At 67.1% G+C, this 21,194-nt stretch carries 18 protein-coding genes; 6 read left to right on the top strand and 12 right to left on the bottom strand.

Features of this window, described 5'->3' with window-relative positions:
* Positions 1–463: 463 nt before the first annotated feature.
* Positions 464–1,552, bottom strand: coding sequence for a succinyldiaminopimelate transaminase (dapC, locus tag ABZW74_RS20420; protein WP_240859140.1), 1,089 nt, complete (start codon positions 1,550–1,552; stop codon positions 464–466).
* Positions 1,553–1,590: 38 nt separating this feature from the next.
* Entirely contained in the window at positions 1,591–1,920 is a 330-nt protein-coding gene (gene fdxA, locus ABZW74_RS20415; RefSeq protein ID WP_240859131.1) for a ferredoxin, read from the bottom strand.
* Positions 1,921–2,356: 436 nt separating this feature from the next.
* Here fdxA and ABZW74_RS20410 point away from each other — a divergent pair, with 436 nt between their 5' ends.
* Both ABZW74_RS20410 and ABZW74_RS20405 read left to right on the top strand, forming a co-directional pair.
* Entirely contained in the window at positions 2,357–2,989 is a 633-nt protein-coding gene (locus ABZW74_RS20410; protein WP_240859129.1) for a cysteine dioxygenase family protein, read from the top strand.
* A gap of 125 nt (positions 2,990–3,114) precedes the next feature.
* A complete protein-coding gene (locus ABZW74_RS20405; protein WP_355278893.1) occupies positions 3,115–3,468 on the top strand; it encodes a rhodanese-like domain-containing protein in 354 nt (117 codons plus the stop codon).
* A 196-nt stretch (positions 3,469–3,664) separates the two neighbouring features.
* Here ABZW74_RS20405 and cofG read toward each other — a convergent pair whose 3' ends face one another.
* The 7 genes from cofG to typA all read right to left on the bottom strand — a co-directional run bounded on the left by cofG (position 3,665) and on the right by typA (position 12,767).
* Positions 3,665–4,903 carry a 7,8-didemethyl-8-hydroxy-5-deazariboflavin synthase CofG gene (gene cofG, locus ABZW74_RS20400; protein WP_240859126.1) on the bottom strand — a complete coding sequence of 413 codons (1,239 nt, stop codon included), beginning with the start codon at positions 4,901–4,903 and terminating at the stop codon, positions 3,665–3,667.
* A complete protein-coding gene (locus ABZW74_RS20395) occupies positions 4,903–6,477 on the bottom strand; it encodes an NAD(P)/FAD-dependent oxidoreductase (protein WP_355278882.1) in 1,575 nt (524 codons plus the stop codon). The genes cofG and ABZW74_RS20395 overlap by 1 nt, the downstream gene beginning before the upstream one ends.
* The gene (locus tag ABZW74_RS20390; RefSeq protein ID WP_355278880.1) at positions 6,474–7,601 is read right to left on the bottom strand and encodes an FO synthase; all 1,128 of its coding nucleotides are present in this window, start codon (positions 7,599–7,601) and stop codon (positions 6,474–6,476) included. Before ABZW74_RS20390 ends, ABZW74_RS20395 begins: the two co-directional genes overlap by 4 nt.
* A 57-nt stretch (positions 7,602–7,658) precedes the next feature.
* Positions 7,659–8,024, bottom strand: coding sequence for a facilitated glucose transporter (locus tag ABZW74_RS20385; RefSeq protein ID WP_355278877.1), 366 nt, complete (start codon positions 8,022–8,024; stop codon positions 7,659–7,661).
* The gene (gene mshB, locus ABZW74_RS20380) at positions 8,024–8,908 is read right to left on the bottom strand and encodes an N-acetyl-1-D-myo-inositol-2-amino-2-deoxy-alpha-D-glucopyranoside deacetylase (RefSeq protein ID WP_355278875.1); all 885 of its coding nucleotides are present in this window, start codon (positions 8,906–8,908) and stop codon (positions 8,024–8,026) included. Before mshB ends, ABZW74_RS20385 begins: the two co-directional genes overlap by 1 nt.
* 36 nt (positions 8,909–8,944) lie before the next feature.
* Entirely contained in the window at positions 8,945–10,795 is a 1,851-nt protein-coding gene (locus ABZW74_RS20375) for an ABC transporter family substrate-binding protein (protein ID WP_355278872.1), read from the bottom strand.
* A gap of 61 nt (positions 10,796–10,856) precedes the next feature.
* Complete coding sequence (typA, locus tag ABZW74_RS20370; RefSeq protein ID WP_240859117.1) at positions 10,857–12,767, bottom strand: translational GTPase TypA; 1,911 nt, start codon at positions 12,765–12,767, stop codon at positions 10,857–10,859.
* A 150-nt stretch (positions 12,768–12,917) separates the two neighbouring features.
* On the opposite strand from typA, the gene ABZW74_RS20365 reads away from it, so the two are divergent.
* Positions 12,918–13,094 carry a hypothetical protein gene (locus ABZW74_RS20365; RefSeq protein WP_355278869.1) on the top strand — a complete coding sequence of 59 codons (177 nt, stop codon included), beginning with the start codon at positions 12,918–12,920 and terminating at the stop codon, positions 13,092–13,094.
* A 629-nt stretch (positions 13,095–13,723) separates the two neighbouring features.
* Here the strand turns inward: ABZW74_RS20365 and ABZW74_RS20360 are convergent.
* Genes ABZW74_RS20360 through ABZW74_RS20350 form a run of 3 tightly spaced genes read right to left on the bottom strand, consistent with a single transcriptional unit; the run spans position 13,724 to position 17,364 of the window.
* Positions 13,724–14,740, bottom strand: a complete 1,017-nt coding sequence (locus ABZW74_RS20360) for an ABC transporter ATP-binding protein (protein WP_240859110.1) — start codon at positions 14,738–14,740, stop codon at positions 13,724–13,726.
* Positions 14,741–16,366, bottom strand: a complete 1,626-nt coding sequence (locus ABZW74_RS20355; protein ID WP_355278891.1) for an iron ABC transporter permease — start codon at positions 16,364–16,366, stop codon at positions 14,741–14,743.
* Positions 16,366–17,364: a thiamine ABC transporter substrate-binding protein gene (locus ABZW74_RS20350; RefSeq protein ID WP_355278889.1), complete on the bottom strand. Its 999-nt coding sequence runs from the start codon at positions 17,362–17,364 to the stop codon at positions 16,366–16,368. Before ABZW74_RS20350 ends, ABZW74_RS20355 begins: the two co-directional genes overlap by 1 nt.
* Before the next feature lie 488 nt (positions 17,365–17,852).
* On the opposite strand from ABZW74_RS20350, the gene ABZW74_RS20345 reads away from it, so the two are divergent.
* The 3 genes from ABZW74_RS20345 to ABZW74_RS20335 all read left to right on the top strand — a co-directional run bounded on the left by ABZW74_RS20345 (position 17,853) and on the right by ABZW74_RS20335 (position 21,050).
* A complete protein-coding gene (locus ABZW74_RS20345; RefSeq protein ID WP_355278886.1) occupies positions 17,853–18,695 on the top strand; it encodes a hypothetical protein in 843 nt (280 codons plus the stop codon).
* 268 nt (positions 18,696–18,963) lie between these two features.
* On the top strand, positions 18,964–19,824 hold the full coding sequence (locus ABZW74_RS20340) for a hypothetical protein (RefSeq protein ID WP_355278866.1): 861 nt from the start codon (positions 18,964–18,966) through the stop codon (positions 19,822–19,824).
* Entirely contained in the window at positions 19,821–21,050 is a 1,230-nt protein-coding gene (locus ABZW74_RS20335; RefSeq protein ID WP_355278864.1) for a lipase family protein, read from the top strand. The genes ABZW74_RS20340 and ABZW74_RS20335 overlap by 4 nt, the downstream gene beginning before the upstream one ends.
* Positions 21,051–21,194 lie beyond the last annotated feature (144 nt).

The raw sequence follows: 21,194 nt of genomic DNA, 5'->3' as shown, positions 1-21,194 counted from the left end.
GTGGGCCAGCCCCGCCGAAAAACTCGACGAGCTACTAAACTCACCACCGTCAGGATCCGAATCAGGTCCTGTTGCATCCACCGCCTGAATCCGCCCGGGGAAGAAGTACTTCCCCTAGATTTTGCGGGCACGACGCGGGCTCATTTCCGCAGGTCAGCGGCATTGTTTACCGAACTCTTCGCGTCAGGCCTGCTGGTCGAGCCAACTCCGAGGCGCCAGGCGAGGCGTCGTGTCGAGACCATCGGCGAGACAACAAGGTTTTCTCACTAGCGGCGTCGAGGCCGGTCGCCGGGCTTCTCGCTCGGGGCGCGCGGTGGGACGCGTCTCTGGGGTCTTGAGGATATGTGCTTCGACAGGTCTCAGTTCCTGACCGTCGATATGGACGAAACAGGTGCTCCTCGCACGTCAGCCCCGGGAGCGGCACCCGACGAAAAGGGCGCCGTCCAATTGGGCCGCGAAACCCTCAGGCCGACAAGCGCTCCCGCGCGGCGTCGATGCGTTCGTCGGTCGCGGTCAGCGCCATCCGGACATGCCGTTCGCCCGCCGGACCGTAGAAGTCACCCGGCGCGGCCAGGATGCCACGATCGGCCAGCCAGTCCACCGTCTCCCGGCACGGCTCGTCGCGTGTGGCCCACAGGTACAGCCCCGCTTCGGAGTGATCGACCCGGAAACCGGCCTCCCGCACCGCATTGCGCAAGACGTCGCGTCGGGCCCGATAGCGTTCGCGCTGGGCGTCGACGTGCTCGTCGTCGTCGAGCGCCGCGGTCATCGCGACCTGAACGGGGTACGGCACCATCAGCCCGGCATGTTTGCGGACCGCCAACAGTTCGGCGATCAGGGCACGGTCACCGGCGAGGAAGCCGGCGCGGTACGACGCGAGATTCGAGATCTTCGACAACGAGTGCACTGCGAGCAAGCCCGTGTGGTCACCGTCGCAGATGCGCGGGTCGAGGATCGAGAGCGCGTCGTCGTCCCAGCACAGCCCGAGATAACACTCGTCGGACACCAGCACGGTGCCGCGTTCGCGTGCCCAATCGACCACCTTTCGCAGGTGATCCACGCCGAGGACCTTGCCGGTCGGATTCGACGGCGAATTGATGAACATGAGCGCGGGCGTCGTCGGGCCCAGTTGCACCGTCGAATCTGCACGGACCGGTGTCGCACCCGCCAGCAGCGCACTGACCTCATAGGTCGGGTAGGCAACCTCGGGGATGACGACGACGTCTCCTGCGCCGACACCCAGCAACGACGTGAGTCCGGCGATCGCTTCTTTGGTGCCGATCACCGGGAGCACACTCGACTCGTCGAGTTCGGTGACAGCGTGGCGCCGCGCCAACGACGACGCAGCAGCCTGCCGCAGGGCGACAGTACCCACGGTCGTCGGATACCCGGGGAACGCAGAGCCCGCAGCGAGCGCGTCGCGGATCACCTCGGGCACCGGATCGACCGGCGTGCCGACCGACAGGTCGACGATGCCGTCGGGATGCGCAGTCGCCTTCGCCTTTGCACTCGCCAGCGTGTCCCACGGGAAGTCCGGCAGAGACGCACTCACACGGCGACGCCCGGTTGCGGGTGGGACCACAGCTTCGCTCAGTCTTCTTCGTTCATCGGCGGAAGACCCTTGATGAACGGCGCGTCGGCGTCGGTGTGGCCGACCTTGCTGGCGCCGCCGGGAGAACCGAGGTCGTCGAAGAAGTCGGCGTTGGCACTGACGTACGGTTCCCATTCGTCGGGAACATCATCCTCATAGAAGATCGCCTCGACCGGACACACCGGCTCGCAGGCACCGCAGTCGACGCATTCATCGGGCTGGATGTAGAGCATCCGTGCGCCCTCGTAGATGCAGTCGACCGGGCACTCCTCCACACAAGCCTTGTCCATGACATCGACGCAAGGCTCGGCGATGATGTACGTCACCACACTCTCCTTCGCTGAAAAAACTTCACCCCAGACCGGCTTTGTGCACCAGCCGCAAAGCCGATCCAAGACGGCGCAAGGGCTGGTTGCACCGCATCACGAACAGCCATGGTCAGCACCGCTGAGCGATCAGGGCGATACACATGGCTATCCGCCATCCCACAGTATCCGCCCTGAGGCCCGTCCCCGAGAAATCGGCCCCGCCCCACCAGCACAAACGCCTACGGGCCGTAACGTGGATCACATTTTTCGCGAGATCGTCCGCGCTCAGCGGCCTTCTGCTCAGCGTGCCGCCAACCCTGGACCAGTGCTCGCCGACCCGTCATCGTCGTCTCATGACCGCTTACGGGAGTCGGGGCATGCAGGCGTCGATGGATGTGCGCTGTTGTCGGTGAACGTCGCCGACCACACCCATCCATCGCACATCCAAGGAGCGCCGATGACCTCCACCCTCGCCCGCACACCCCGTGTCCGCCGAACCGTGTCAACCGGTGTCACGTCCGACGGTTCCGTCCCATCCCTCCAGTCCGGCCGCCGGAGAACACATCTACCCACGCGGCTCCGACCGGCCGATCTCCTGCGCATCACCGACCAGGGCGTTGCCGACGTCCTCGACGGCGCGCACGACGACCTCCTGCCCAGCACGTGGGATCCGGTGCATCGCTGGGCCACCCGCATCCACGCCGACGACGACGTCGACGTCTGGCTCATCAGCTGGACGCCGGGCGAAGCGACAGAACTGCACGACCACGCCGGCTCCCTCGGTGCGCTCACCGTGTTGTCGGGTTCGTTGCGCGAGTACCACTGGACCGGCGATGATCTGGCGGTGCGCATTCTCGACGCCGGCGATCAAGCTGCCTTTCCACTGGGCTGGGTGCACGATGTGATGCAGAACCCGCCTCGGTCCCCTGACGCGTCCGGCCCGGTCGAAGCCCCGGCGATCGAGGTGTCCGGGCCGACCCTGAGCGTGCACGCCTACTCTCCCCCGCTGACGGCGATGTCCTATTACGACGTCACCGAGGACGGCGCCCTTCGTCGCACCCGGACCGAGCTGACGGACAAACCGGAATGACGCGGCGCCTGTCCGTGGCGACCGGGGCGAGCGAAGCGACGGGGAAATCATCCGGGGCGAGCGAAGCGACGGGGAAATCAACCGGGGCGAGCGAAGCGACGGGGAAATCAACCACCCCGCCGACCATCGACGAGATCCTCGCTGCGGCTCGCGCGCGTCTTGAGCGGCTCGACGCACGCGAGGTCGCCGCCGAACTGGCCGACGGTGCGATCCTCGTCGACATCCGGCCGGCTGCTCAGCGGGCCGCCGAGGGTGAGGCGCCCGGAGCGATCGTCATCGAACGCAACGTCCTCGAGTGGCGATGCGATCCGGCCAGCGACGCACGCATCCATGCCGCGGTCGACCACGACGTCCGCTGGATCGTCATCTGCTCGGAGGGCTACACCTCGAGTCTGGCTGCGGCCGCACTGCAAGATCTCGGCCTACATCGCGCCACGGACGTGATCGGCGGATACCAGGCGCTCGCCCGACTCGCCTGAGACGAGTACTCCACTCTCGTTGACCGTGCGTCGAAAATCGTTGAGTGGGCGTCGAAAATCGTTGAGTGGGCGTCGAAAATCGTTGAGTGGGCGTCGAAAATCGTTCACTGTGCACCGCGAAACGGAACGTAGTGCACGATCAACGCTTTGGGACGCACGGTCAACGGTTTGGGAGGCACAGTCAACGGCGGTCCGGTCAGGCTACTGCGGGCCACGGATGACCGGTGGGGCGGGTGTCGGCCGCCAGCCCGGTCGTCGGATCTGTCAGCGCCGCAACATGTTCGGTGAGCGATGGATCGATCCACCGGTCGGCGTCGAGGACGTAGGGCGGCTGAGCGGTGATGCGCTCGGTGAGCGTGAACTCCGACTCGGCGGTGATGCGGGCGAGCACATCGAGGTTGGGCCACGGACGTTCGGGGTTGACGTGGTCGGGAGTGAGCGGAGAGACCCCACCCCAATCGTCGACGCCCGACGCGATGAGTGCGGCACATTCGGCCGACGACACCAGATTCGGTGGTGCCTGCACTCTCATCTGTGATCCGAGAACGATCCGCGCCACCGCGACGGTGGCCAGGAACTCGGTCATCTCCGCATCCGGTGTGCCGCGCATGGCGGTGTCGGGCTTGGCGCGGAAGTTCTGCACGATGACCTCTTGGATGTGTCCGTGCGCACGATGGACGTCGGCGATCGCGAGCAGGGATTCGGCTCGTTCCGTGAGGGTTTCGCCGATCCCGACGAGGATGCCGGTGGTGAACGGCACCCCGACCGCGCCGGCGTCCTCGAGTACCTGCAGACGCACCAGCGGGTCCTTGTCGGGGCTGCCGTAATGCGGCTGCCCCTTCTCGGTGAACAGGCGGCGAGACGTGGTCTCGAGCATCATCCCCATCGACGGCGCCACCGGCCGTAACCGGCGCATCTCCGCGGCGCTCATCACACCCGGATTCAGATGCGGGAGCAGGCCGGTCTCTTCGAGTACGGCGACCGCCGCCGCCCGCACGTACTCGAGGGTCGACGAGTAGCCGCGCGCCGACAACCACTCCCCGGCTTGCTTCCACCGATCCTCCGGGCGATCCCCGAGCGTGAAAAGTGCTTCCTTGCAACCGAGTTGCGCTCCTCGCCGTGCAAGGTCGACCACCTGATCGAGTTCGAGGTACATCCCCTCGCCGGCGCGTGCCAACTTGCCCGGCACCGTGACGAAGGTGCAGTAATGGCAACGGTCGCGGCACAGTCGCGTCAGAGGAACGAACACCTTGCGCGAGTATGTGATCTGACCGGCGCGCCCAACCGCGGCCAGCCCGGCGTCACGGATCTGGCCTGCGATGGCTTGCAATGCGACGAGATCCTCTCCCGCACAAGACAACAGGGCGACCGCACGGTCGAGGCCGATCGGTTCGCCCGCCCGCGCCGCGTCCAGCGCCTGGACGACACTCGTCATCACACACTCCCCTCGTGCATACCCGCCGATCGGGGCGGCCCCGGCAGGAACGGCCCTGCGTCGAACGTACCGTTGCGTTCCCGGAACGACTCGGCGGTCCCCGGCCACAGCAGCGTGAGCCGACCACTACGTGGGTCGACATACCAACTGTCACAACCGGTCAGCCACACGGTGGCCGCACTGCGTTCGTCGATCTCGCGGGTGTAGGCCTCCTCCGCGTCGGCGGTCACCTCCAGCCATCCGGTGCCGGTGGCGGCAAGATGGTCGAGTGCCCCGAGCACGTAGTCGAGTTGTGTCTCGATCATGTAGATGGCCGAGTTGTGACCGAGTGCGGCGTTGGGGCCGTCGATGACGAACAGATTGGGAAATCCGCTGACCACCGTAGACGCGTACGAGACCATGCCATCGGCCCAGTGGTCGCTCAACAGTCGTCCGCCGCGACCGGTGATGCGACGCGCTGCGGGCGGTCGGGCGGCTTCGAAACCTGTTGCCATGACCAGGACGTCGAGATCGTAGCGACGACCACTGCGGGCCGTCGCCTTGCTCTCGGTGACCGACACCAGCGCACTCGGCTCGAACGTCACGTTCGGCTGCTGCAGCGTCGGATAGAAATCGTCGCTCAGCAGTATTCGCTTGCAACCGATTTCGTAGTCGGGTGTCAGCGCCCTGCGGAGTTCGCCGTCGGCCACCTGTCGGTGCAGGTGGTTGCGTGCACGCTCCCGGATCTCATCGATGTCGGGGTGCAATCCGAGCCGCTGTCGAAACGCCTGGTCGGCATCACGAAGCATCTTGTCGCGCACCGCATTCGCGACCACCGGGTCGAGCATTTCGTGACGTTCGGCGCTCGTGTACGAGCGGTCATCACGCGGCACCACGTAGGGCGCGGTGCGGCTGAACACGACGAGTTCCTCTGCCGCGCGAGCGAGGTGAGGGATCACCTGGACCGCCGACGCCCCGGTCCCGACCACGCCGATGCGTGCTCCGTCGAGGTCGAGTCCTTGGTGCCACGCGGCGGTGTGCACCACCTCGCCGGGGAACGCCTCGAGCCCATCGATGTCCGGCAGCCTCGGCTCCGACAGGCGCCCGACCGCCATCACCAGTGTCCGTGCGCGGATCGGCCGAGCGGCGCTCCCGGTCAGGCGATCGGGTCCCGACCGTACCGCGTCGACGGTCGTGGTGATCTCCCAGCGCCGTTGCACCGCATCCCATCTCGCGTGTTCGAGCTCCCGGCCGAAATGGATGTGGCCGCCGATGCCCTCCTCGGCGACCGTGCGCTCGAGATAGCCGCGGATCTCGGCTCCACTGGGGTACACCGACGCCCAATCCCCGGGCGGCCGGAAGGAGAACGAGTACAGGTGCGCCGGGATGTCGCAGGCGATGCCGGGATAGGTGTTGTCACGCCATGTTCCGCCGACCGCGTCGGCCCGCTCGAGCACGACGAAGGATTCGGTGCCGCGCCTGGCGAGTAGCGTCGCCATGCCCAGACCGGCGAATCCCGCTCCGATGATCGCCACGTCCACATCGACGCCCGCGCGGTCACGGCCGATGCCCGCCACCGGATGCGCGCCGTTCACCGAGAAACCCCGCCCAGCACAGTCTGCCGATCGGCTGCCGGTTCGCCGTAGCCGGTGGTTCGCTGACGCAGCGTGCGTCCGGCGCGCTCGGCGATCGCGGTCAACCCCTCAGCGGTGAGAACGCGACCGGCCTCGGGTCCCGCGTCGGGCATCAACTGACCGTCGAGCAGCAGCCCGCCGATGTCGTCGGCTCCGCCCCGCAGGAGACGGTCCACGACCGGTGCGTCGAGCTTGGTCCAGGCAACCTGAAGATGATCGATGTGTCCGAGAGTCATCAGTCGCGCCACTGCGTGGACGGCGCGCGTCTCGCGTTCACCGGGCGCCGCGACAGCGATCGAAGCGAGGTGGGGTCCGGCATTCACCGGCAGCATGGGCATCAGGATCAGTTCGTGGAACCCGTGGGTTCGTTCGGCGATGCCATTGAGCGTGCGCAGATGGGCAACCTGCTGTCGCGGCGTTTCCACATGTCCGTACAGCATGGTCGCGGTCGAGAACATTCCCGCTCGGTGGGCCGCCTCGATCGTTTCGACCCATTCGGCGACGGTGAGCACCGGAGCATTGCCGGCCAACGCGCGGCGGACGTCGTCGTCGAGGATCTGCGCTGCGGTGCCCGGCACCGAACCCAGGCCGGCGTCGCGTAGCCGCGCCAGGTACTCGTCGAGGCCGATTCCCATGCGCGCCGCGCCGTCGCGTACCTCCGCCGGACGGAACGCATGCAGGTGGAGGTCCGGCGCGGTGGCCGTGATGGTGTCGACGAGCCGCAGGTATCCATCGGCAGGCGCAGCCGCGGGTAGCGGACCCTGCATGCAGATCTCGGTCGCACCCAGATCATGTGCCTCGGTCACGAGATCTTCGAGCGTGACCCCGGACCGGCCGAGGGCCGCGACCGTTGCGGTGTCGAAATTGCGGTTCACCACGAACGTCAGCGCATCTGCGCCCACTGCACTTACACGCGCGGCATCGGCGAGATCACACAATTCGTCGAGTTCGTCGCCGGCCGCCCCGAGGAGCTCGGCCCAGTCCGCGTCACTCGCAGCCGACGGGTCGTTCCGCACCCGACGCAGGGCATTCCGGACATCGCCGATCGGAGCGCGGATGTCCTCGGCCCACGCGCGCAGCACCATACCCACACTGTAACGCCGCGCCTCGAAGCCCCTGCCGACGGCTGAGACACGCCCTGGTCAATGTCCCGGCAGTCGTCCCGACCACACGAGAGCAGCGGGTAGGCCGGCGCCGAACAACAGGAGCAACATCGTCGGAATGGCCAATCCGGTGTCGGAGGCCAGCAGCACGTCCCCGCCCGGGCCCGGGAAGGCACCCACGAACACGCCGACCGCCCACCCGATCAGTGGGGCGAACCGCCACAGCGTCGTCGTGTATCCGGCGGCGAGCCAGAGCAGTACACAGTTCACCAGACCGGCGATCACTGCGGCGACGGGCACCGCGACCCCGCCGAAACGCACATACGCGAACGCCAGTGACAGCAGGCCGACCACCACACCGTCGACGGCGAGCAGAGCCACCATCACCCGGTCGATCGCACGCATCAGTCGATCCCGGCGAACAGGTCGGTCTCACGCGCATCAAGCGGCGCATGCGCATCGACGCGAATGAAATGCTCTTCATCGAAGATCGGCTGCACGATGTTGTTCGACAACGCGTATTCCGTACCCGACGGCGCGACCGTCACTTGCGTCGCATGCGCGGCCAGTGCCGCCACCTTGCGGTCGAGAACGGCGCTGACATCGACGGCAGCGGTGATGAATTCGTCTGCATAGCTGGGCAATTCACCGGGTTCGGGCATCCGCCAACCATCCGGGACACGCGTCGCCGCGGCCGCCAGTCCCGCCCGCAGCGCGCTGTACTCGGTCACCGACTCGTACACCTTCGGCGACCACGATCCCGACCCCGCAGCACCAGATACCGCTGCCAACGCTGCCGCCGTGACTTCGTGCACCAGTTTGTGGTCGGGATGCCCGTACGTGCCCGCCGAGTCGTAGGTGACGACGACCTGCGGCGCAAAGGATTCGAGAACGTCCACGAGTGCTGCCACCGGCTCGTCGAACGGCGCTTGCACCAACGCACGCGGATGCCGAGCCGACGGCGAACCCGCCATCCCGGAATCCCGCCAGCGGCCGGCGCCACCGAGGAACGACGGGGTCAGGGCCGCGCGACCCGCCGGACTCAGCGCCGCAAGCGCAGCGCTCAACTCGCCGATGCGAAAGCCGCCCAACTGGTCGGCTCCACCGTCGGCCACCAGTTGCGCCCACCGATCACCGATGGCCTCGCCCTCTTCCCCGAGCGTGAAGGTGAGGACCCGGACGTCGACACCCTCGGCGAGGTATCGCGCAATGGTGCCGCCGGTCATGATGGTCTCGTCGTCGGGATGCGCATGGACGAGCAGCAGGCGCCGACCACCGGGTGCGCTCATGACGCAACCTCGCTCACCGGCGGCCGCGCATGCCGGTCACGCCAGGTCCCAGACGCCGGCGGTCCCGAAGATGGAGACCTGGATCGGACCGGTCACGGGCACGTTGACCACGCTCTCGGTGACCCCCACCATCATGCTGTCCTGGTAGAGCGGTAGGTAGATCGCGGCGTCGGCCAGCAACGGCTCGGCGGTGTTGAGCGTCGGGATCGGATCCACCTCCGACAGCGCCTCCCGGGCCAGACCGATCAGCCGGGCGTCGCAGAGCCCGGAGATGTTGCTGGTGTAGCTGTTGTCGGCATCGGTGTCGCTGGGCGCGACGCTGGTCGGTGTCGGCGGTGTACTCAGCGACGGTTCGGTCCCGGGCTTGGGCTGATCGCAATCCACCTGTGAGGCCAACGACGCCGCCGGGGGTACGCCGAGACCACTCCAGCCGACCACGAGATCGACCCGCTGCCGGGTCAGGGCGGCACCGTAGAGCTCGCTGTTGGGCATGGTGAGCACCTGCGACCGGATACCCGCGCCCCGCAACTGGTCGACGATGCTGGCGGCAGCCGACGTCGACCGCGGATCACCGCTGACCGCACCGATGCGAACCACCAGGTCCCGACCGTCCTTCTGGTACGGCGCGACGCCGACCGGCAGCGGACGGACATCCCCGTCGTCGGCGGCCTGGCCGGGCGTCGGCGCTCCACGCCGATATCCGGCCTCGGCCAGCAGCGCGGTGACCTGAGCCGGCGTCGGCCGGGCACGGTTCACCGGCGTGTACCCGCGATCGGACGGGGCGAACACCGTGTTGGCGTAGCGCTGGACCGTCCAGTCGCCGGCGCCGGCGAACGTGGTCAGGGTGGGGTCGACGAGACCCAGGATCGCCCGACGCACCTGGGGTGAATTCATGGTCGTGGTACGCGCATTGACGCTGATACCCAGCGAGCGGGCGGTCAGGCTCCGATCAAGGGTGAGTCCCGGGACCGCTTCCAACTGAGCCTGCGTCGAGACGCCGGCACCCAGCGCGACGATCGACGAGTCGCCCGAACGCACCGAGTCGAGCATCTGCGACGTGTTGCCGGCTCGGCGAAGCACGATCTGGTCCAGACGCGACGGTTCCATCCAGTAGCGATCGTTGCGGGCCAGGCGCACCTCGTCGCGGGTCGTGTCGATGCCGACGATCGCGAACGGTCCCGCCGACACCGGCTTGCCGGTGTCCATGCCCGTCTGGAAACCGGCCGGTGCCCCCTTGAGAACGTGACTCGGGAGCAGGTTGGTGAACAGCTCACGCCAGGCCGGATACGGTTGCGCGAAGGTGACATTGACGACCTTGCCGCCCTCACGGGTCTGCACCGAGTCGATCAGCCGGTAACCTGCGGGCGCAACGACGTTGGGTTGACGCGACATCTGCTGCCACAGGTAGCTGAAGTCGTCGCCGGTGACGGGCAGACCGTCGGACCACTGTGCGTCGGTGTGGATGTGATAGGTGACCGTGAAGGGCTTCTGCGAGGTGACCTCGGCCGACGTGACGAAGGCCTTTTGCAGCTGCCACTGCACACCCGCGGGGGTCTGAACCGGCGCGAACACGCTCGGCAATGTCATGGCGGCGATCGCAGTGGTCACCGGGCTCTGGTCGGACGCGATGTGCGGGTTGAAGCCGGCACCCACGGAATCGGTCGCGATGTAGACGGTCTTCGCGTTCGGGTACTCCGTCGGCGTCGGCAACGGGCCGGTGTCCCGCACCGGTGGCGGCGGATCGGCCTGGCATCCCGACACCAGCACCGTGATCGCCACCATCGGCAGCACCAGCAACAGCCAGATTCGACCGCGTCCACGTGTCGTCGCCCCACGCGTTGTCGCCCTACGTGTTGTCGCCGCAGCACTCACGTCGCTTACCCCCATACAGCCAGCCCTGCACATGCCGGGCCCGTTGCGGACCCGGCAACACACACCCGCCCGGCGATCAGCTCACCGCCGCGTCGCGCGTCTTGGCGCGCGAACGTTCGCGGGCACGGGTCGTCGCATCGAGGTGAACCTTACGCACCCGGACCACCTCCGGAGTCACCTCGACACATTCGTCGGCGGCACAGAACTCCATCGCGCCCTCGAGATCGAGCTGCATCGGCTTGGCCAGGGTTTCCATCACGTCGGCCGACGACTGACGCATGTTGGTCAGCTTCTTCTCGCGCGTCACGTTGATGTCGAGGTCCTCCTGGCGCGGGTTGATACCCACCACATGACCCTCGTAGGTCGCGTCGCCGGGGTCGACGAAGAAGGTGCCGCGGTCGGCGAGCTGGATCATTGCGAACGGCGTGACCGAACCCTGACGATCACTGACGAGCGAGCCGGTGTGACGGGCGCGGATCTCGCCTGCCCAACCGTCGTAACCGTCGAAGACCGCGTTCGCGATCCCGGTGCCACGGGTCTCGGTGAGGAAGTCGGTGCGGAAGCCGATCAGGCCACGCGAGGGCACGATGAACTCCATTCGCACCCAGCCGGTGCCATGGTTGTTCATCTGCTCCATGCGGCCCTTGCGGGCAGCGAGCAACTGGGTGACCGCACCCAGGTATTCCTCGGGCACGTCGATCGTGAGGTGCTCGAACGGCTCCTGCACCTTGCCGTCGACCTTGCGGGTCACCACCTGCGGCTTGCCGACGGTCAGTTCGAACCCTTCGCGACGCATCTGTTCGACCAGGATGGCCAGCGCCAGCTCACCGCGGCCCTGCACCTCCCACGCGTCGGGGCGCCCGATGTCGAGGACGCGCAGCGACACGTTGCCGATCAGTTCGGTGTCCAGGCGCGACTTGACCATGCGTGCGGTCAGTTTGTGCCCCGACACCTTGCCGGCCAGCGGGGACGAGTTGGTGCCGATCGTCACCGAGATGGCGGGCTCATCGACGTGGATGCGCGGCAACGCAACCGGGTTGTCGAGGTCGGCGAGCGTGTCGCCGATCATGATCTCCGGCATACCCGCGACGGCGACGATGTCACCGGCGACGGCGGACTCGGCGGGCGCACGATCGACGCCGACGGTGGCGAGGAGTTCGGTGATCTTGGCGCGCTCGACGACGGGTTCGCCATCAACCTCGCGGCACCAGGAGATCTGCTGTCCCTTGCGGATTGTGCCGTTGTGGATACGCACGAGCGCGAGGCGACCGAGGAAGGCCGACGCGTCGAGGTTGGTGACGTGCGCCTGCAGCGGCGCTGCCGGGTCGCCCTTGGGCGGCGGGACATGCTCGAGCAGGACGTCGAAGAAGGGATCGAGGTTGTCGCCCGTGGGCACCTCGCCGTCGGCGGGCTGCTCGGTGCTGGCCACACCGGCTCGACCGGAGGCATAGAGCACCGGCAGTTCCAGAGCCAGCTCGGCGGCCTGCGCGGCCTCGTCGTCGAGGTCCGACGCGAGGTCGAGCAGCAGATCCTGGCTCTCGTCGACGACCTCTTGAATGCGCGCATCGGGGCGGTCGGTCTTGTTGACCACCAAGATGACCGGCAGCGACGCCGCGAGCGCCTTGCGCATCACGAATCGCGTCTGCGGCAGCGGACCCTCCGACGCGTCGACGAGCAGCACCACACCGTCGACCATCGACAGGCCGCGCTCCACCTCGCCGCCGAAGTCGGCGTGCCCGGGGGTGTCGATCACGTTGATGACGACCTCGGTGCCGTCGGGCTGACGACGGTGCACGGCGGTGTTCTTGGCGAGGATGGTGATGCCCTTCTCGCGTTCGAGGTCACCGGAGTCCATCACGCGGTCGACGAGTTCGGCGCGCTCGCCGAAGACACCGGACTGCCGGAGCATCGCGTCGACGAGGGTGGTCTTCCCGTGGTCGACGTGCGCGACGATCGCGACGTTGCGGAAGTTGGGGGCAGCAGTCACTGGTTCTCTTTCATGGTGGAAATCGGCAGCCGGGATCCACGACATCGGGCCAACGCCGAGATCGCCTGTGCATTCTCAACCACTCAGGGTATCTGCTGGGTCGGTGAGAGCGCGATCACAGGCACGTGAACACCGTGCTAACCTCCGCACATGGGCAAGATCGATCCGGCGAAACTGGGCTCGATGCGCCCCAAGAAGAAGTGTTGCCGCTCGTCAAAGCGTTGCATGCGCTGCCCCGTCGTGATCCACCGAATGAGCAAACTCGACACGTCCGACATGTCCAAGAAGCAGCTCGGCAAAGCTCTCAAGAAGGCGCGGGCGCGCTGATCCGACGTGGTGCGTACTCGCTGACATACGGACGCCCCGCGAGCACCGAAATATGATGCATCAACCGATCGGTCGCCGAACGCGGTTGACCGACAAGCGCATCTACACTCAGCGGCCGCCCGACCACCAGCGACACGCGGGCCAGACTCGTAGATACGCACTGCGACTCTTTGGGCCGCCCTCCACAGCATCGCCGTCCTCGCGTCCAATCGCACCCTCGAACCGCTTGCTGACATCGCCGCGATCGAACCGAACGACCTGCGGGCAGTCGACGTCAACCTCGCCGTGGGTTGCCGCGGATACTCGAAGAGTTCGGTGACCACTCGCTGACCTGAGGAATTGATCGCGCCCCGCGCGTCCTATTGCTACAGATCCACGACGACTCGCGTCCGCGTGTGGCCGAACGCGAGTTGCGCCGTAGGTTTCAGCCAATATGTGGCACGGATCTACGGCATTGACGTCTGCGTGACACTCCGCGCTCTGCGACCCCGCCCGCCGCACACCGGAAATCGTGCGAGCCGCGGGGCACCCTCCCGTCCAGCATGCGGTTCAGCACGTGCTCACCGCCCAGCCGGCGTTGGGGCGCATCCCGACATAGCAGGGCGGAGCAGCTACTCACGCCCACAAGGTCACTCCCCGATCACCGCCACTCTCTCGCCCACCAGCCGCAAAGCGACTCGATCACCGGTCATGACGTCGTCGGATGCCATCGCGTCGATCTCCCCGACGTCGGTGCCGACGCGGACCTGCCGCCCGGTGGGCAGGTCGATCGCGCGCAGCACCGTCGCGGTTGATGCCGTGCCGTCCACCTCCGGCACCGCCACCACCGAATCCGCACGCAGTCCGATTCGCCGGTCGCCGTCCGGCAGATTCAGCCGCACGCTCCCGAGTGAGCACGAGGCGACACCGCCACTCACCCGCGCGTCGACGATCGTTCGACACCCGAGGAAGCCTGCGGTCCATTCATCCGCCGGTCGACGCCAGAGTTCGCCGGGCGGGGCGGTCTGCACGATCGCGCCCGCGCGCATCACCGAGATCGAATCGGCCATCAGCGCCGCCTCGGTGTGGTCGTGGGTCACGACGATGGTGGGCGTCGCAGCTTCGCGGACGATCTCCGCGATGTCGACCGCGAGCTGATCTCGCAGCCCCCGATCCAGCGCTGCCAACGGCTCGTCGAGCAACAGCAACCGTGGCTGCGGAGCCAGAGCCCTCGCCAAGGCAACCCGCTGCGCCTGACCGCCGGACAGTTCGCCCACCCGACGGTCGGCAAACCCGGGCAGATCCACCAACTCCAGCATCTGCGCCACGCGCTCGCCGATCTGCGCGCGTGGCCAGCGCCGCATCCGCAAACCATAAGCAACATTCGACGTCACAGTCCGACCACCGAACAACTGGCCGTCCTGGAACACGACACCGAAATCGCGCCGATGCACGGCCACATCGGCGAGGTCGTCGCCGTCGAAGCGAATGTCGCCCCGCGCCAACGGTTCCAGACCGGCGATCGCGCGCAACAGGGTGGACTTCCCGCATCCGGACGGTCCCAGCAGAGCGGTGAGGACACCGCCTTGCGCCCCGACTGTCCAGGTCAGTCCGTCGATGACCATCTCGGAGCCGTAACCCACGGCGACGTCGGTGATTTCGAGCATCTAGATCAGCACCCCGTCGCGCGGCCGGAACACTTCCACTCCGACCACCGCGATCGTGGTGGCCGCCACCAGGATCATCGACGCCGCCATCGCGGTGGCGAGGTTGTCGGCACCCGGTCGGCTCAATTCGGATCCGATGAGGACCGGCAGCGTGGTGGTGTCGGCACGGCGCAGAAACGATGCCGCCCCGAATTCCCCAAGGGCCATCACGAACGCGAAACCTCCTGCGGCAGTCAGTGATCTGCCGATGACCGGCAGGTCGACGTCGACGAAGACCCGTACCGGCCGGGCGCCCAGCGACGCCGCGGCGTCCCGGAGTCGTGGCGGTATGGACTCGAGAGCCGGCACCATCACCCGGATCACCAGCGGTATCGCGATCAGCGCCTGCACACATGGGATGACAGCGGGTGACGCGGCGATCTCATACGGCATGGTGGCCAGCACGATGAGATAGCCGAATCCCAATGTCACGGCACTGATCCCGAGGGGAATCATGGCGATCACGTTCGCGATCGCACCGACGGCACCGCGCGACGAATGCAAGGCGAGAGCCGCGAGCACCCCCACCACCAACGCGATCACCATCGCGAGCAGCGCCGTCGTGAGCGAATACCGCAGCGTGTCCAGCGGTGTGATCCCGTTGACAGGACGACCCAGCGCGCGATAGCCGTCGAAGGTCCAGGCCCCACCGGACTCTGGACGCACCGAACGGATGGCGAGGACCACGATGGGGCCGAGCAACAGCAGCCCGGTCCACAGCGCCGCGCCCACCGTTGCCACCCGAATCCACCTGCCCTCGGCCCGGTTTCGATATCTGCCGGAAATGCCACCGGCTCCCGAACCCGCCGGGTTCGTGAACATCCGCGCGAGTATCAGGGCCGCGACCACCACCGCGATCTGCACCATCGACAGCACGACGGCCTCAGGAATCCTGAAGTACCCGATGGCCTGGCTGTAGATCTCGGTCTCCAGAGTCTGCAACTGACCCGCACCCAGGATGATGATCACGCCGAAACTGGTGGAGCAGAACAGGAAGACCAAACCCGCCGACCCCGCGACCGCCGGCAGCAGTCGGGGCAGGACCACCGAGGTGAAGGCACGCACGCGGCTCGCACCCAGCGTGCGGGCCACGTCGGCCACCCGCGGATCGAGCGATCGCCACGAGGCTCCGACCACCCGCACCACCACCGCCACGTTCAGAAATGCATGCGCCATCAGCACAGCACCCAGTCCCGAGCCGATTCCCAAGAAATCCAAAGGCCCGGAAAGCAAGGCGCGGAAGGTGATTCCGACCACGACCGTCGGCAAGACGAAGGGCACGGTGACCACGACGGCGAGCACGAGCGCAGCGGCGCCACCCACGCGCGCGTACAGCCAGACGATCGGGATCGAGACCACGAGCGCAAGCTGGGTCGAGGCGGCCGCCTGCCCCACCGTCACCGCGAGCAGATGCCATGCGTGGGTGCGCTCGAGAATGCCCGAGATCCCGCCCTCGGCGTCACCCGCGTCGGACATCCCTCGCCGCACCAGGGCGAGCACCGGCCACACGAAGAGGACGGCGATGAAGACAGCTGGTATCAGCCGCAGCGCCAGCCGCGCGAGCGCATCACCGAAACGGGTGGCCATCACCGCCCGACGGCGGTGCGCCACTGGTCCTGCCACTTTTCGAGGTTGGCGGCGATGTACACGGGCGGCAGGCTCACCCGCCACGCGGGCACCGGGGCACTTTGCTCCCAGCCGTCGGGCAGCGGTGTGCCCTTCTGCACCGGGTACACATACATCGATCCCGGAAGTTCTTTCTGCACAGTCTGACTCAACATGAAGTCGACGAGCTTGCGGGCCCCGTCGGGATTGCGGGTGCCTTTGAGGATGCCGACGTACTCAACCTGGCCGAAGCAACTGTCGAGCAGAGCTTTCGTTCCGGGGGTTGCGGCCGGCGACGACGCGTAGGACACCACGATCGGCTTTGTGCCGTTCTCTGTGCCCGCGGTGAACTGTCCGTTGTAGGCGGTCTCCCAATCACCGACGATCGTCGCACCGCCCGCCACAACGGTCTTCCAGTAGTTCTGCCACCCCCCGCCGAGCACACCGATCGTGGTGAGCAGAAATGCCATGCCGGGCGACGACGTGCGGGGATCGATCAACACCGACTGACCCGCGTAACGCGGATCGGTGAGATCTCGGAAACTGTCGGGAGGCGCCACCCGATTCTCGGTGTACCACGTGTCGTCGATGTTGAGACACACGTCGCCACGGTCGACGGCGGTCAATTGGTCGGCGGCACCGGGCACCGCATACTCGGCGGCGCCGTCGGCCGCGGCCGGTGGCGTGTAGGCGTCGAATGCGCCGGCCTTGATCGGACGCGATGCGAGGGTGTTGTCGATGCCGTACACGGCGTCGGCCTTCGGCGCTCCCGGCGTCAGCGCCACCGTCGAGGCCAGTTGCCCGGCATCGCCGGCCTTGATGATCTTGAGGGTCAGCCCGGTCTGCTGGCGGAACGCGTCGAAGACCGACTGCGGCAGCACGAAGGAGTCGTGGGTCAGCAGCGTGACCTCGGCACCGGACTGGGCATCGTCGGCACACGCGGCCAGCACCGACGTGGCGAGTGCTGCCGTCGCGACCATCGCGAAGCCATGCCGCCACCACGTGCGAAGCCGTCCACCACGTCGCCGAACACTCATCATGCTCCTCGTGAACATGTCATGTGGCCCGCTCGCTTCGCTCCCGGCGCCACGGTCGTCATGTGGCCCGCTCGCTTCGCTCCCGGCGCCACGGTCGTCATGTGGCCCGCTCGCTTCGCTCCCGGCGCCACGGTCGATGGATTTGCTACCGATCTAACCAGCTGTCGCCCCACCTGCACGACTACCGCCACGCACCGCCACTTTAGTAACAATTGCATCAATAACCTCAGTAATCACAGCAACAACGACCGGGCTACCTGGACATCGCCGGTGAACTGGTGCATAGAATGACCCGCGACAACCGACCCGCCTCGACCCTCTGCACACCGTCGCAGACCACGAGGCGGCACCCGAAACGTTCGGCCTGCGACCGTCACTCCCGCTCTCAGGCCCCGATCGATAGGACACCACCAGTGCGTTTCCCCGGGCCACTGACCCCGCGATCCCGCCGTTTCAGTGGACGTCAACCGGGGCGGTTTGCCTCGGCACGTGTCCTGACCGCAACCGCGGCAGTTGCCGCAGCCGTCTCGCTGGCCCTGCCCGTTGCCGCACACGCAGCACCGACGCCACAGGCCCCCAAGGTGGATCAGCGAGTCTTGGACTCCTTGGGCGCCTTTGCACCGGCGATCATCGGTTCGGTCGCCACGCCGGGACCGGACGGTCGAATCAACGCCGATCTACTCCGCCAGGCCAAGACCCTCGCCGCCGCGCCCGGACTGCCACCCCAGGTGTCGGCGATCTGGCAGTCTGTCATCGACTTCCTCGGCGAACCGGGTCGTCAGGCGGTGGTCCGCCAGATGCGGGCTGCCGAGCGCAAACCCGGTGACCCGGAGATCCCCCAGGGCCCGAACAAGCCCAAGATCCAGGAATTCCTTTATCCGACACTCGGTTTCGGATGCATGGGTCCGGGTGGTAACTCGCTCGGCCGAGCACTCGTCACCGCCGGCCCGCAGAAGGCCCCGGCACCGGGTCCTCGACGCGGCGAGGCCGGCTATGTGTACACGAGCCTCGGCACCGGCCCGGCCATCAACAATCCGACGTCGCGCAAACTCTGGGTGACCTGGCTCAACATCGACACCGGCCGCACCGGTCAGACACAGCTCAAGCGCAATCCGAAGATCAACGTGAAGGAAGGCCCGGGCACCTTCACCGCCATCGCCCGTACCGGCAAGGGACGCATCATCTCCACCATCTATGGCGATGTGACCACCAAGACCAAGGGACGCATCTACACCTGCGGCATCGTGCCGACGATCGGCCTGGCCATCATCTGACGCCCAGCCTGCGACGACCCGGTCGCAGACCCACGACGTATCCCCCATCGCGACACCCCGGCCGCACGGTCGGGGTGTCGTTGTCTACAGCAAGCGTCCGAACAGCAGGAGCACGCCACATTCATCACTCGCCGATCGCGCCGAAGTCACAGCTCGGCTTCGCCACTTGCAGCATCCACCAACCCCGTGCACCCTTTTAACTTGAACAACATCTGTCACATCCGCCCCACGAGACACATGGGGCGGATTGCTCGGTTGAAGGAGCGTCATGGTTTCTCGTCGTTGGTTCACGCCCCTGCGTGCAGGTCTCGTCGGTGCTGCCGTCGCCGCAGCAGTCGTCGGCACATCGGTCACGGCGACCGTTCCCTCAGCCGCGGCCGAACCGCTGATCCCGCCCAACTCGCTGTCGCTGGAAGCAATCCCCTTCGACGGTGAACTCGCGTCCGCTGTCCGCATGCTCAAGGCCGCAGGCGTTGACCAGATGGCGATGCAGGCCGCACAGGCCGTCCTCGGCGCGGTCGGCAAACTGTCACCCGAGGACATCCTCAGTCGCGCGGGTGCCCTGTCCCTGACCGGCGACAAGACACAGGCAGCGCAGGCGCGGCCGGTTGCCGACATGGATCCCACCGCACTGCTCAAGGCCCTGGGTATCCAGACTCTCACCCCGTCGGTCGCCCCGTTCTGCGCCACACCCACCGCCGACAACCCACTCGGCCTGGTGACTGCCGGAGCCGGTGCGGTCGCCGGACCGTGGCCGTTGAAACAGGACCCGCTGCAACCGTTGGCACCCATCATCCGCATGATCCCCGGCGTCAAGGTCCCCGAGAAGCTCAACCTGGTCGGCGAGGGCGAGACCGCCTACGCCTTCGTGCCGGCGACCACCAACTCCGGTCCCGGCGGCAAGATGCAGGTGGCGTGGTTCAACACCACGACGTTCCAGGGCGGGTTCGCCGACCTGAACCCGGTGACCGACCCAGCCACGCTGGCCCTGGTGCGGATGCTGTCCGGTGTGCGCCTGGCGCCGGTCAAGACGGGTAAGGGCACCATCCTCTCCGCAGTCTTCGGCACGGCACAAGTGGGCAACAACACCTGCTTCTTCCTCCCCGCGGTCGGTGTGGTGACGGCATGACGAAGCGCCGGCGGCGACGATCTGCCGCGATCGGTCTGATCGCCGCCGCGATCACCGCGGTCGCGCTGGCCGGCTCGATGCCCACCGCGGGCGCGATTCCCGAGCAGACGACACCGGGCGACACGACAACACCGGTGACCGCGGCCCAACCCGAACCCGCCGCGGACACCGTCGATGCCCGCGGTCCCGGCCAAGCCCCAGGGGTCGTCTACGCCAGCCGTGAACTGCCCCGTGCCCGGATGGTCAGCGGTGCGGCCGACGGCAATGCGTTCACCTACTGGAGCGTGGGTGCCGACGGAAAGCCACATCTGTCCACCGGTGTGCTGATGATTCCGGGCGGGAAATCGCCGAGCGGCGGCTGGCCCATCGTCGCGTGGGCACACGGCTCGCGCGGGATCGCCGACAGTTGCGCACCGTCGGCACGCCCGGTCAAGGCCGACACCGACGAGATGCGCCGATGGCTCGGCCGTGGCTACGCCGTCGTCAGCACCGATTACGCAGGCGTCGGCACACCGGGCACACCTCAGTACTACGACCTCGACGCCACGGCCCGCAACATCGTCGACGCCCTCAAGGCGGCACGGGACATCTCTGATCGGCTCGCCCGCACCTGGGTGGTGGTCGGCGAGGCCCAAGGTGCCTCGGCAGCAATCCATCTGGCCCGCACGGCACCTACCCTGCAGGGATCCAAGCTCGACTTCCGCGGTGCCGCTGCTACCTCGATCCCGGCCGAATTCTCCTCGCTGCTCGACAGTCTCGGACCGGGATCGGGAGTCATGCCGACCGGTCTCGCGGCCGATACGCTCTACACCCTCAGTGCGATCCGCAACGCCCACCGCGACGTCGATCTGAACACCTATCTCACCGACACCGGTAAGCAGTGGCTCGGCAAGGCGTCCACCCTGTGCGCGAACGATCTCGTCCGGCAGGCCAGCGGCCTCGTAATGGGTTCGCTGTTCACCAAACCGCTCGCCCGCAACACCGCGCTCAACGCGTTGCTCACCAAGGCTCTCGCACTACCCACCAAGGGCTTTGTGCGGCCGGTGCTGATGACTCAGTCACTGCAGGACACGTCGGTAGTAGTGCCGACAACACTGAAATATCTGAATGACGCCCGGGCCGACCGACGCGTCACCGCGCGAACCTATCTGACTCTCGACGCAACCCGGTCGAAGCAATTGTCCGAGAACGACACCCGAGCGTTCGTGGCGAGATTGCTGCGATGAGTCCGGTGGGTCCGCGCTGGTGGCGCGCACTGGGAGTCGCCTCCTACGCGACGGCCGCAGCAGCTGCGACGTTCTACGGCGCGACCGGCCCGCGCCGCGCCGCAGCGATGACGAAACCTGTTCCGCTGGCCCTGCTGGGCGGTT

This window comes from Gordonia sp. NPDC003585, from assembly GCF_040610755.1.
Taxonomy (GTDB): Bacteria; Actinomycetota; Actinomycetes; order Mycobacteriales; family Mycobacteriaceae; genus Gordonia.
Note: the sequence above shows the minus strand (reverse complement) of the source record. Positions and strands in the feature narration are given on the sequence as shown.